This window comes from Sphaerisporangium sp. NPDC005289 (assembly GCF_040607455.1).
GTDB lineage: Bacteria > Actinomycetota > Actinomycetes > Streptosporangiales > Streptosporangiaceae > Sphaerisporangium > Sphaerisporangium rhizosphaerae.
In genome coordinates this window covers 60,550-73,539 of record NZ_JBEXGS010000009.1, presented here as the reverse complement: position 1 = coordinate 73,539, position 12,990 = coordinate 60,550, and the positions used below count along the sequence as shown (strand labels likewise).

The 12,990-nt window shown below is 71.3% G+C and carries 10 protein-coding genes; 6 read left to right on the top strand and 4 right to left on the bottom strand.

All coding sequences use genetic code 11. From position 1 onward, the window contains the following. Positions 1-21 precede the first annotated feature (21 nt). From ABZT47_RS17650 to hisC, 6 genes are all read left to right on the top strand, one after another. A complete protein-coding gene (locus tag ABZT47_RS17650) occupies positions 22-1,683 on the top strand; it encodes a glycosyltransferase family 4 protein (protein WP_354842564.1) in 1,662 nt (553 codons plus the stop codon). Between the two features lie 129 nt (positions 1,684-1,812). Beyond that, complete coding sequence (locus ABZT47_RS17645) at positions 1,813-3,078, top strand: nucleotide sugar dehydrogenase (RefSeq protein ID WP_354842561.1); 1,266 nt, start codon at positions 1,813-1,815, stop codon at positions 3,076-3,078. Between the two features lie 18 nt (positions 3,079-3,096). Beyond that, the gene (locus ABZT47_RS17640) at positions 3,097-4,185 is read left to right on the top strand and encodes a glycosyltransferase (RefSeq protein WP_354842558.1); all 1,089 of its coding nucleotides are present in this window, start codon (positions 3,097-3,099) and stop codon (positions 4,183-4,185) included. 117 nt (positions 4,186-4,302) lie between these two features. Then, complete coding sequence (locus tag ABZT47_RS17635) at positions 4,303-6,111, top strand: DUF4434 domain-containing protein (protein WP_354842555.1); 1,809 nt, start codon at positions 4,303-4,305, stop codon at positions 6,109-6,111. A gap of 39 nt (positions 6,112-6,150) precedes the next feature. Continuing rightward, the gene (locus ABZT47_RS17630) at positions 6,151-6,810 is read left to right on the top strand and encodes an NUDIX domain-containing protein (RefSeq protein ID WP_354842552.1); all 660 of its coding nucleotides are present in this window, start codon (positions 6,151-6,153) and stop codon (positions 6,808-6,810) included. A 76-nt stretch (positions 6,811-6,886) separates the two neighbouring features. Beyond that, on the top strand, positions 6,887-7,951 hold the full coding sequence (gene hisC, locus ABZT47_RS17625; protein ID WP_354842549.1) for a histidinol-phosphate transaminase: 1,065 nt from the start codon (positions 6,887-6,889) through the stop codon (positions 7,949-7,951). A 238-nt stretch (positions 7,952-8,189) separates the two neighbouring features. Here hisC and ABZT47_RS17620 read toward each other — a convergent pair whose 3' ends face one another. The 4 genes from ABZT47_RS17620 to murA form a co-directional block, all read right to left on the bottom strand. Beyond that, a complete protein-coding gene (locus ABZT47_RS17620; RefSeq protein ID WP_354842547.1) occupies positions 8,190-8,546 on the bottom strand; it encodes a nuclear transport factor 2 family protein in 357 nt (118 codons plus the stop codon). 231 nt (positions 8,547-8,777) lie between these two features. Beyond that, on the bottom strand, positions 8,778-9,716 hold the full coding sequence (locus ABZT47_RS17615) for an EamA family transporter (protein WP_354842544.1): 939 nt from the start codon (positions 9,714-9,716) through the stop codon (positions 8,778-8,780). A gap of 314 nt (positions 9,717-10,030) precedes the next feature. After that, the gene (locus ABZT47_RS17610; protein WP_354843166.1) at positions 10,031-11,263 is read right to left on the bottom strand and encodes a transcriptional regulator; all 1,233 of its coding nucleotides are present in this window, start codon (positions 11,261-11,263) and stop codon (positions 10,031-10,033) included. Positions 11,264-11,702: 439 nt separating this feature from the next. Further along, on the bottom strand, positions 11,703-12,974 hold the full coding sequence (murA, locus tag ABZT47_RS17605) for a UDP-N-acetylglucosamine 1-carboxyvinyltransferase (RefSeq protein ID WP_354842541.1): 1,272 nt from the start codon (positions 12,972-12,974) through the stop codon (positions 11,703-11,705). Positions 12,975-12,990 lie beyond the last annotated feature (16 nt).

Genomic DNA, 12,990 nt, shown 5'->3' with positions numbered 1-12,990 from the left:
TGCCTATGGTACGGTCACGGCGTGGTTTCCGAGGCCAGCCGGCCCGAGAAGGTCTCCCCCAAGTCGGCTCGCGCCGGCCTGCGCGGCTTCCTCAAGGGCTTCGTCCAGCATCCGGTCATCGTCTCCAGGGTCTTCGTCACCAGGGTCAAGTCCGACCCGATGCGGGTGGCGCAGGCAGCGGCGGAGGCCATGCCGCCAGGTCTGCGTCCGGCCGTGGGCAAGGTCGCCTGGCCGGTGGCCCGCGTGGTCAAGGTCACGGCGCGCAAGATCGCGCGGCGGATGGCCGACGGCCCGCTCGAGGCGGCCAAGGTCGAGTTCGAGCGCGGGCGCATGACCAAGGCCGTCGAGGTGCTCCAGCCGCACGCGCGCTGGCCGTTCATCCGCCGGCGCATCGCCTACTACGAGGGCGAGAAGGCCGCCATCGGCGCCTCCCCGATCCCGCCGAAGTCCAAGGTGATCGTCGGCGAGCGGGTCGCGGGCCGGGTGCTGCACTGCGTGACCAACGCGCTGCCCTACACCCAGGCCGGCTACACCGTCCGCACCCACCGCATCGTGACCGCGCAGCGCGCCGCCGGGCTCGACCCGCACGTGGTGACGAGCTGGGGCTGGCCGATGCTCCAGGGGCACGCCGACGCCGAGCCGTACGAGGAGATCGACGGCGTCCCCTACCACCGCCTGCTGCCGAGCGGCGAGGTGCCGTTCGAGAGCCGCGGCCGCATGATCCGCGGCGCCGGCGAGGTGACCGAGCTGGTCAGGACGCTGCGGCCGCAGGTCCTGCACGCCGCTACCGACCACCGCAACGGCTCGGTGGGGCTGGCCGTGCGCGAGCGCACCGGCACGCCGCTGGTGTACGAGGTGCGGGGCTTCCTGGAGGAGACCTGGGCCTCGCGCGACGCCGCCCGGGTCGGCAGCGAGCGCCACCTGCTCCAGCGCGAGCGCGAGGCGCACATCATGCGCTCGGCGAACGCCGTGGTCACGCTGGCCGAGACGATGGCGTCCGAGATCGTCGAGCGCGGCGTCCCCCGGGAGAAGATCTTCCTGGCGCCGAACGCCGTGGACGACTCGCTGCTGACCGCCGACTACGACGGCGCGGCCTTCCGCGCCGCGTACGGCATCGCGCCGGGCGAGATCGTGGTCGGCTCAGTGTCGAGCATCGTCGGCTACGAGGGCTTCGCCACGCTGCTGTCGGCCGCCGCGCAGTTGCGCGACGCCAGGACGCCGGTGCGGGTGCTCATCGTCGGCGACGGCGCCGAACGGCCCGCGCTGCTCGCCCAGGCCGAGAAGCTCGGGCTCGGCGACCTCGCCATCCTGCCCGGACGGGTGGGGCCCGAGGAGGCGCTGCAGGCCCAGTCGGCCATCGACATCTTCGTGTGCCCGCGTGAGGACCTGCGCGTGTGCCGCCTGGTCACCCCGCTGAAGCCGGTGGAGGCCATGGCGCTGGGCAAGCCCGTCGTGCTGAGCGACCTGCCCGCGCTGTCGGAGCTGGTCGGGTCGGACGGCGCGGGGCTGCTGGTTCCGCCGGGCGACCCGGCGGCGCTGGCCAAGGCGCTGGCCGGGCTCCGCGAGGACCCCGCGCGCCGCGCCGAGATGGGCGAGGCGGGCCGCGCCGAGGTGGCCGCGAAGCGCACGTGGAGCCGCATCGCCGAGAACTACAAGACGATCTACCAGTCCGTCGCCGGATGACAACCCCGAGATGACCCTTGTGAAACCTTCGCTTGGTTACCCGTTCAATCGCATTAGACGTGATCTGTGCGGACTTGAGATAGCCTTTCCCACCATGCAGTGTTGTTTCGGACTCCCTCAGGTCGTCACGTGAGCGCATACGATCTCGCGGTCATCGGCCTCGGGTACGTGGGCATGCCCCTCGCCAAGGAGGCCTCAGGCGTCGGTTTCCGGGTGGTGGGGCTGGACATCGACCCGCGCAAGGTCGACGCCCTGACCTCAGGCCGCTCGTACATCGACGACCTGAGCGACGCCGACCTGGACACGATGCTGACGAACGGTTTCACCGCCACGCTGGACCAGACGGTCCTGACGGGCAGCGACACCATCGTCATCTGCGTGCCGACCCCGCTCGACGAGGACCACCGCCCGGACCTGTCCGCCGTGCGCGGCGCGGTCGAGACGGTGGGGCGCCACCTTCAGCGGGGCACGCTCGTCGTCCTGGAGTCGACCACCTACCCCGGCACCACCGACGACGTGGTCCGCCCCATCCTGGAGGACGCCTCCGGGCTCACCGCGGGCGTCGACTTCCACCTCGCCTTCTCGCCCGAGCGCATCGACCCGGGCAACCCCAAGTTCGGCCTGCGCAACACGCCCAAGGTCGTCGGCGGCTACACCCAGGCCTGCCGCGACCGCGCGGCGGCGTTCTACGGCCGGCTGGTCGAGCAGGTGGTGACGGTCAGCGGCACCCGTGAGGCCGAGATGGCCAAGCTGCTGGAGAACACCTACAGGCACGTCAACATCGCGCTGGTCAACGAGATGGCCATCTTCTGCGACGAGCTCGGCGTGAACCTGTGGGAGTCGATCGAGGCGGCCGCCACCAAGCCGTTCGGGTTCCAGAAGTTCCTCCCCGGCCCCGGCGTCGGCGGGCACTGCATCCCGGTCGACCCCTCCTACCTCTCCCACGCCGTGCGCAAGCTCGGCTACCCGTTCCGCTTCGTGGAGCTGGCGCAGGAGATCAACGAGCGGATGCCCGCGTACGTCGTCGCCCGCGTGCAGCGCCTGCTGAACCGCGCCAAGAAGCCGGTGAACGGCTCGCGGGTCCTGCTGATGGGCGTCACCTACAAGCCCGACATCGCCGACGAGCGCGAGACTCCCGCGGTGCCGGTCGCCCGCGCGTTCCGCGACCTCGGCGCCGAGCTGCTGTTCGCCGACCCGCACGTCAAGCAGTGGTCGGTCGACGGGGTCGAGGTGCCGCGCGAGGACGACCTGGCGGAGGCGGTGCGCAAGGCGGACGTCACCGTGCTCCTGCAGCAGCACTCCGAGTTCGATCTGGACATGGTGCAGCAACGAGCCCATCTCATTCTCGACACCCGGGGCGTCCTCTCCGAGGGCGATCGCGTCGAGCGGCTCTGACGGGCGGAGGGTCGGCGCGTGCACGTGCTTGTCATGACGGTGGTCCACCACCCTGAGGACGCCCGGATCCTGCACCGGCAGATCCGCGCGCTCGTGGACGCCGGTCATGTGGTCACGTATGCCGCGCCCTACACCGCACGCGGTGTCGTGCCGCGGTCGTGGGTGACCGGAGTGGATCTGCCCAGAGCCGCCGAGCGCAAGCGACTGGCGGCCGTGCGGGCGGCGCGCCGGCTCTTCAAGAGCCTGCGCGGCCAGGTCGACCTGGCGCTCATCCACGACCCCGAGCTGCTGCTCGCGGTCGCGGGGGTGCGCAAGCGGCCGCCGGTGGTCTGGGACGTCCACGAGGACACCCCGGCCACCCTGTCGCTGAAGCCCTGGCTGCCGTCCTTCCTGCGGCCCCCGACGCGCTTCCTCGCCCGGCTGCTGGAGGGCACCGCCGAGCGCCACCTGCACCTGCTGCTGGCCGAGACCGCCTACGCGGGCCGCTTCCGGCAGGCGCACCTGGTCGTGCCGAACGAGACCTGGGTGCCCGACCACGTCAGCGAGCCGTCCGACGACCGCGTGGTGTACCTAGGGTGGCTGTCGGAGGCCCGCGGCGTGCGGGAGGCGGTGGAGGTGGGCCGGCTGCTGCAGCCGCACCGCGTCGCGGTGGAGCTCATCGGCTACGCCGACCCGCAGAGCAGGCCGATGCTCAACCAGGCCGTCGCCGAGGGGGTGCTGGAGTGGCGCGACTTCATGCCCAACGACGAGGCGCTCAAGCGGCTCGACGGGGCGCTGGCCGGGCTCTCCCTGCTGCACGACGAGCCCAACTACCGCCACTCCATGCCTACCAAGATCGTCGAGTACATGGCGCACGGCATCCCCGTGATCACCACTCCGTCGCCCAGGGCGGTGGAGCTGGTGGAGCGTTACCAGAGCGGCATGGTCGTGCCCTGGCGCGATCCACAGGCCGTGGTGCGGGCCGTCCTGCGGTTGCGGAACGATCCGGAGGCGCGCAAGGGCGCCGGGGCGCGCGGGTACGCCGCCGCCCGGGCGAACCACCACTGGCCGAACTCGGCGCGCAGGTTCGTGACACAGCTCGAGGCCTGGGCCGGTGTGAAGAAATAGGCCACCGGACGCCGCCCGCCGGGCGGTGCACGCCCGTGCGCGGGCGCGCCGGAACGCCGATGCGGCCCTGATCGACTTTTATGAGGGCCACAACTTAAGGACGGTAATCTCCTGAAGGTGCGCGGCCTCACACTGCTGCTGGGTGCGGCCCTTCTGGCCGCTGTCGCGGCGATCGTCATGGTTCTTCCGCATTCTCCCGGCGACTCGAAGAGCGCGGCGACGACCCCGGCGCAGAAGACGAAGACGGCGAGCCCCACGCCCTCGACCAGCGTGTTCAGCGATCCCTGCGGAACCTTCGACACCACCAGCCCGACCCCGTACGCGGTCACCGGCTACTGGCTGGTGCCGACCTCCGACCACTGCACCTGGCGCAGACAGCTCCAGGCCATCCACAGCGTCGGCGGGGACACCGTCGTGCGCCTCGGCTTCGGCCTGCAGCCGCGCTCCGTGGACGGTGACGGGCACGTCCTGGACGCCCAGGGCAAGGAGCCCGACCCGCGCTTCGACAGGTGCCAGGAGAACGGCCTGACGTGCGTGCAGGCCGCGGAGTCGGCCCTGAAGGCCGCCAACCCCGGCAACCGCATCACCTGGACCTACATCTACCGCACCGACGAGGCGTTCGGCCCCGACCTGTTCCGGTGCCCGCAGATGGAGCACACCGTCACCGTCGGGGACGACGTCTTCTACCGCGTGATCACCCCCGACGACGGCTCGGACAACCCGACCTGCGACTTCACCTCCAAGGGGCTCGGCTACCACCTGATCCTCGTGGACGGGGCGCCCAAGGACAGCCTGACCGAGATCCTCGACCTGGCCGACCGCTTCGCCATGAAGGTCTTCCCGGCGCTGCCCGTGGCGCCGCGCGACCGCGTCGAGCCCACCAGGGCCGACCCCCGGCACATCGGCACCCTGACCACGCTGACCAGGCGCGTCCTGCAGGACTACGGAGACCGCTTCAAGGACCGCGCCTCGCTCGGCGGCGTCTACCAGCCGTTCGAGCTGCAGATCAGAGACTGGCCCGACCCGTCGGTGGTCCCGACGCTGCAGGTGTACGCCGAACAGCACGACATCGTGCAACAGGAACTGCCCGGCAAGCCCATCATGGTCAGCCCCTATCTGGACGGGCGCAGGGAGAAGAAGTTCACCTCCACTCCGGCGCAGGTCAAGGCCGGGTTCAAGGCGCTCGCGCGGACCGGCGTCGGCATCGTCGCACCGCAGGACAGCCGCGGCACCGGCAAGGTCGGGCTGTTCTGGCCCAACCTCAAGGGGCAGCAGGTCGACTCCCGGCTCAAGCCCATCGTGGGCGACACCACCTACGGCAAGGCGTACTACGGCGCCACGCGCGACTACTACCGCGCCATGGCCGAGGCCCTCGCGGAGCTGCGCGCCGAAGGGGACGACGTCCAGCTGTGGGCCAACGTCGAGGCGTTCGAGCCCGAGGGCGACGGCGCCTGCGAGGCGGGCGGCAAGCGCGGCGTGACCGACAAGAAGCGCCTGGACTCGGCGGTCACCTTCGTCGGGCCGTACGTCTCGAAGATCATCTCCTACAAATGGAGCAGCTTCTTCACCTGCGGGACCCCCACGCTCGCCGACCAGGTCGCCGAGGACTGGAGCCGCCCCATCCCCATCCAGGCCATCGTCGCCAAACGCGGCATCCAGGACGGACTGGAGGTGCGCGGCTACAACGTCGCCGGCGCCAAGGTCACGCTGAGCTGGTACGGCGGGTCGGAGCCGCGCGAGGTGGACGCGGCCGACGCCGGATGGTCCGACCCTTCGCCGATCCCCGGCCTGCCCGGGGCCGTGCGGAAGATCTGGGTGCCGGTCGACTGGTCGTCCATCCCCGCCGACGCCTGGGTCCGCGTGGACGTGACCTCGCCCGACGGACGGCAGAGCAACGCCCCGGTCTACCTCAATCGGGGCACATGACGGTCTTCGGCCCTCCGTCACCGGTGTAACGTGCCTGCCATGGTCCCGCGCATTCCCGTCAGCGTGGATCTCGTCGTGCTCACCGTGCGCTGCCAGCAGCTCAGCGCCCTCGTCTGGCGGCGCGACCGCCCGCCGTACCAAGGGTGCTGGGCGCTCTCCGGCGGCTTCATCCAGCTCGAGGAAGATCTGCCCGCCGCCGCGTCCCGCGTCCTCGCCGAGCGCGCGGGGCTGCCGGGCGCCCCGGTGCACCTCGAGCAGCTCCGCACCTACGGCTACCCCGACCGCGACCCGCGCCAGCGCGTGGTCAGCGTGGCCTACCTCGGGCTCGCGCCCGACCTGCCTGCCTCCACCGAGGCCCACATGAGCTGGCAGCCGGTGTCCTCCCTGCAGACCATGGCCTTCGACCACCGGCGCATCATGCTCGACGGCATCGAACGCGCCGGCGCCAAGCTCGAGTACACCTCCCTCGGCGCGGCGTTCTGCCCGGAGGAGTTCACGGTGGCCGATCTGCGGCGGGTGTACGAGATCGTGTGGGGACGTCCGCTCGACCCGCGCAACTTCCACCGCAAGGTCACCAAGGCCGACGGCTTCCTGGTGCCCACGGGCCGCACCACCACCCGCGACGGCGGCCGTCCCGCCATGCTCTACCGCCGCGGCCCCGCCGAACTCCTCCACCCCCCGATGCTCCGCCTGGGCTGAGTTGTGTTCGCTTGGCCTGCCCCGCTCTGGCGCGGCCGGGGGTTCTCGTGGGGTCGGCGCGTCATAAGGTAAGGCCATGCCGCGTTTCCGTCCCATCCTCGACGAGATGGCCGCCTATCGGCCGGGCAAGGCCGTGGTCTCCGCCGACGGCCGGTCCTTCAAGCTGTCGTCCAACGAGTCCCCGTACGAGCCGCTGCCGTCGGTGCTGGAGGCCATCGCCTCCGCCGCCGCGGAGGTCCACCGCTATCCCGACCCCGCCTGCGTGCGGCTCACCGAGGCCCTGGCCGAGCGTTTCGGCGTGCCTCCCGAGCACATCGCGCTGGGCGCGGGCTCGGTGACGGTCGCTCAGCAGCTCTTCGCCACCGTGAGCGACCCCGGCGCCGAGGTGATCTACGCCTGGCGGTCCTTCGAGGCCTACCCGCTGCTCGCCGACCTCGCCGGCGCGGTCTCGGTGCGCGTCCCCCTGGCCGATGAGACCCACGACCTCACGGCGATGGCGGCGGCGATCACCCCCGAGACGCGCATGATCTTCGTGTGCAACCCCAACAACCCGACCGGCACGGTCAACCGCGCCGCCGAGCTGACGGCCTTCCTCGACCAGGTCCCCGGCGACGTGCTGGTCATCCTGGACGAGGCCTACCGCGAGTACGTCCGCGACGCCGACGTGCCCGACGGGGTGGGCCTGTACGCCGACCGGCCGAACGTCGCCGTCCTGCGCACCTTCTCCAAGGCGTACGGGCTGGCCGGCCTGCGCGTCGGCTATCTCATCGCCCACGAGCCCGTGGCCGCCGCCGTGCGCAAGACCATGGTCCCGTTCGCCGTCAACAGCATCGGCCAGGCCGCGGCGATCGCCTCGCTGGCCGCCGAGGACGAGTTGCTCGAACGCGTCGAGACGGTCGTCAAAGAGCGCACACGCGTCCGTGAGGCCCTTCTCGGGCAGGGCTGGCAGGTGCCGCCCACCGAGGCGAACTTCGTCTGGCTGCGCCTCGGTGACCGCACGCTGGAGTTCGCCGAACGCTGCGCCGTCGACGGCGTGGCCGTCCGCCCGTTCGCCGGCGAGGGCGCCCGCGTCTCCATCGGCTCCCCCGAGGCCAACGACACCTTCCTCGCCGCCGCGGAGTCCTTCGGCGCCCACCGCTGACCCCCGGCCGCCGACTCCCAGCGCCCGTCCACCCGGCAGAGCAGCGTGTTCGTTGTTCTGGCCGGGTGGTGCGGTGCCCGGCGCGGCCGGTGCGCCGTCCACGAACGTTCACCGGCTCGGGCGCCGTGGCAGGCGTCGGCATCGCCGTACCACGACCCGCCGACCCGGCGCCGATCACTGTGGCACATGGCCGGGGTGGAGAGCCGCGCCCGGTGAACGTATGTGGTCACCGCACTCGTCAGGTGGTGCTGCGGTATGTCCACATTTCGGCCATCTGTTCATCCTCAACCCGAATTAGCCAGATCATGCCGGTCCCCGGCGTGCCGAGGTCCTGTCCTCGGCGAACGCTGCCGATGGCCGCGATCCGATCAGCGTCGGCAAGGATGCGTTCAATGTGGAAGCGAAGGTCCGGCTGCGCCGCTCTGATCTGCTCGATCGCACGTTGAACACCTGCTGGGCCGGCCACCTCGGGGTGGGCGTGATCGATCCAGTCTTGCCGGAGGATGTCCGGGGCGGCGGAGACATCGCCGGTGTTCCACATATCGAAATAGCGTGCCACTACCTGCTTGGATGCCGTGGCGACGGCTTCGCTCATCACCGTTGTGCTCCCATCCGGGGTCCGCTGTGATGTCGAGTCCACCTTATGGCTGACATGTCGGCAGTGATCACCTGGTCACCGACCAGACCGACCGTCAGAGTGCGGTGCCGCGCGTATTGCTGATCATGCGCAGCCGGTTGGTGATCCGCGTGTCCTCAACCGCGCCGGGCCTGCCTTGGACGGAGAATGTCCGGCCGGCCGGGGGGAGCCTCCCGTGTGGGTCGTCGGTCAGGAGCGGGTGAGCTGGGTCTCGCCTGCCTGGTCGGAGGGGCGGGGGCGGCGGGCGTGGCGTTCGGTGGAGACCACCAGGGCGACGCCCAGCACGATCACCAGGCCGCCGGCGATCATCTGGCCGGTCGCCCGCTCGTTGAGCACGACCACGCCGAGGAGCACCGCCACGACCGGGTTGACGTACGCGTAGGTCGACACCAGCGAGATCGGCGCGTTGCCGAGCAGCCAGATGTAGGAGGTGAAGCCGACCAGCGAGCCGGCCAGCACCAGGTAGGCCAGCGCCAGCCACGACCCGGCGCTCACCTGGTCCAGGTGCAGGCGTTCCCCGACGGCCGGGCCGACGATGAGCAGCCCGGCGCCTCCGACGATCATCTCGACGGTGCTGGCCACGAACGGGTCCTCCGGCATGGGGATGCGTCCGGACAGGAACGAGCCGAGCGCCCACGACAGCGAGCCGGCGAGCACGACCACGATGCCGGTCGAGTCGGAGGACCCGCCGCCGGTGAGCGACAGGCCGGCCACGCCGCAGAAGCCGATGAGCACCCCGGCCAGCGAGAGCAGGTGCGGCCGGTCGCGCGCGACGGTGCGGAAGATGACCAGCCAGAGCGGCACCGAGGCGACCAGGAGGGCGGCCAGGCCGGAGGAGATGTGCTGTTCGGCGACCGCCACCATGCCGTTGCCGCCGAGGAGCAGCAGCAGCCCGACCAACCCGCCACCGCACAACTGGCGGCCGTTCATGCGCAGGACCGAAGGACCCTTGCGCAGCACCAGCACGGTGCCGAGGATGACCGCCGCCGCGACGAAGCGCATCCCGGCGCTCACCAGTGGCGGCATGGTCTCGATCGTGAGCCTGATGCCGAGGTAGGTCGACCCCCACACGACGTACACCGCCGCGAGCGCCGCCCACACCTTGATGTCACGAGTGTTCTCGACCATAGCTCATGACAATATCGATCGGCCCGACGGCGGCACACGCGGGTATCGGACCGTGAGATGTACCCCCGCGATCCGCCGCCGGTGCTCACCTGCGCCATCACCCGAGCCGCCCGTCGGAGGCCGCTTTGTCCACAGGCTGTGGAAAACCGGCGATCCGGGCCTCGGCTCTTTTCTCCGGCCCCAGATGCGGAAATGTAACAATTCGTGGCGCAAGTGGGCCCAGTTGTCCACAGGCTGTGGACAACGCGGTGCCGCCGCCGCACCCCTCGGAGGCGCGGGTCGCCCGCCCCACACGGGCGCCCCGCCCCCGGAGGTCAGCGTGGGCCGAGCTTCTCCACGATCAGGCGGTAGAGCTGGCGCGGGCGCCCCGGCTGGGGGGTGCGGTTCGGCGGGAGCGGCCACGCGAGTCCCTCGTCAACCAGCGTGCGCAACAGCCGCCGAGCCGTGCGGGGAGTGACCCCGAGCATCCGCCCGGCGCTCTCCGCGTCCACGATCGTGTCCCCGCCCTCCAGCTTGGCGGCCAGCCTCGCCAGCACCTCGACGCCCTTCGGCCGGCCCTGCCCCGGCGCCTGAGGAGGCATCCGCGGCGCAGGGACGAGCGTCCGGCCCTCGCGGTCCACCGCGAACCCCTGCGGCTGCTTGCCGGCCTGCGAGCGGGCGAGCGCCGCCCTGGCGTGCGTCTCGGCGTCATGAGTCGTGCGTCCCATGCCGACGCCGACCTCCACGGCCAGCCCGAGCTCGTCGCGGATGCGCGCGGCGAAGGGCAGGACCCGGAACCCGTCGGTGGCCGCCGCCATGGAGCCGCGGGTGGCCGTCACCAGGTAGCTGTGGTCGTCGATCGCCCATACGGCGGCGTTCATCCGATTGGCCTCCTGCACCAGCAACCGGTGCAGTGACAGCCGCAGCTCGTCACGCCAGTACCTCGGAGCCGCCCGCCGTACGGGCTCGCGTAACGTCGGCACCTCGATGAGCACCACCGTCAGCTGCGACTCCTCCAGCCTGTGGTGCGCGCCGAGCAGCGCCGCGGTGTGCAGCGCCGTGCGCACCGCCGCGGAGGTCGGCCGCACCCGCACGGTCGGCACCCCGGCCGCCGCGAGCCGGTCGGCCACCGCGGGCAGGCAGGTCAGCGCGCCCGTCGTGGCGCCCTGCCTGATCAGGCGTTCGTGGTAGGCGGCGACCGTGCCGGTCGCCCCCGGCTCCTCACGCGTCTGCACCCCGCCCGTCGGCATGCCGAGGTCGGCATAAGCCTCCTCGACGTCCGAGCGGCTCAGCAGGTCGACGCTGACCCTGCGCGGGTCGATGCGCTCGTCCAGCGCGGCCCTGGCCAGGGCCGCGGTGAGGGCGGGGCCCCCGAGCTGGACGTACGTCGCGGGGATCGTGAGCACGCCCGAGCGCCTGGCCAGTTCGTACGGCACGGGGCTGGCGAACAGGCAGGCGTCCACCCCCGGGCCGAGCCGTACCACCTTGTCGGCCGCCTCCTGTTCGTCACGGTAAGCCGCGGCGACCAGCCGGCACGGAACCGGGGCCGCCGCGTGGCCCATGAGCATCACGCGTTCGACCAGGTCGTGAGGCCCCACCACCCCGATGGTGAGGTCCGGGCCCGATGCGCCCACACGTGATCCTCGCGGAGTTTCTTCGGCCCTTTCGACCAATGTTCGTCCCATCCCGCCATACCTTCGATGGAGGCGCCGCGCCGCGCGGCACCCCGCGGCCGGCGTGTCCGGCCCGGTGGGCGCCCGGCGTGGCTTCCTCGCGAAATCCACTGGTCGAGTCCGCCTCGCGGGGGGCGCCGGTCAGGCCGCCGGAAGGCGGCATGCGGCGTCTCCGGCTCGGGTTCGTCTCCCATCCGGTCTAGTCCTCTTTGGAACGATCGCTCGCCAAGGCACTAATGTCACGCCCGGATTTGCCGGAAAGCGGCTCTCCCATGCCCTGAAGGCATGGCAAGGATGGCTATATGAACAGGTCAGAGGCGGTTTACGGGCTCAGTCAGGTCGTAGGGGAAATCTCTCTTACCACATCTCCACCCAGGGCCTTCATGCGTGCCGCGAGGTCGTGGTGGCCCCGGTCGATGAGGTAGCCGGGCGAGACGACGGTCTCGCCGTCAGCGGCGAGGCCCGCGAGCACGAGCGCGATGCCCGAACGCAGATCGTGCGCCGTGACGTCGGTTCCGGTCAGCGGGGTGGCGCCGTGGACGACCGCGCGGCTGCCCTCGACCTCGATGTTGGCGCCCATCTTGTTCAACTCGCCGGCCAGCGCGAACCGCCCGTCGAAGATGCGCTCGTGGATGTAGCTCGCCCCGTCGGCCAGGCAGGCCACCGTCATGATCGGCGACTGCAGGTCGGTGGCGAACCCGGGGTAGGTGTCGGTGATCACGTTGATCGGGCGCAGCGGCCGGTCGCGGCGGACGTTCAGCACCGCGCCGTCGGTGGCGAACTCGACGCCCATCTGCTCCAGCTTCCAGCGCACGACGCCGAGGTGCGCCAGGGAGGCGCCGACCAGGTTGACCTCGCCGCCCGTGATGGCGGCGGCCATCGCGAACACGCCGGCGTCGAGGCGGTCGGGCATGACCCGGTGCTCCACGGCGGTGAGCTCGTCGACGCCCTCGACGGTGATGAAACCGGTTCCGCCGCCGCTGATGCGGGCGCCCATCTTGGTGAGCATGTCGATGACGTCGAGGACCTCCGGCTCCAGGGCCGCGTTCTCGATGATGGTGGTGCCCTTGGCGAGCGCCGCCGCCATGATGAGGTTCTCGGTGCCCGTGTGCGAGGGGGTGTCGAGGTACAGCGGGGCGCCGGTGAGGCCGGCGGCCTTGACGTGGATGACGCTCTCGCCCTCGTCGACCACCGCGCCGAGCCGCTTGTACCCGAGGTAGTGGAAGTCGAGGTTGCGGCTGCCGAGGTTGCACCCGCCGACGCCCTCGATGACGGCCTCGCCGAGGCGGTGGAGCAGCGCCGGGACGAAGAGCACCGACCCGCGGAAGCGCCGCGCGATCTCGGCGGGCAGCACCGGACTGGTCAGGCGGGATGCGTCGATGACCAGAGTGCGCTCGGCCTCGTGCAGCTCGACCTTCGCCCCCACGGACTCGGCCAGCTCCACCGCCCGGCGGACGTCCTCGATGATCGGTACGTTGCGCAGAACCGTGCGGCCCTCTGCGGCGAGCAGGGCCGCGCCGATCATCGGGAGCACGGCGTTCTTGGCTCCCTGGATGAACGCGGTTCCACGCAGGGCGTTGCCGCCGCGCACGCGGTATCGAACCATATGTAGAGGCTCCTCG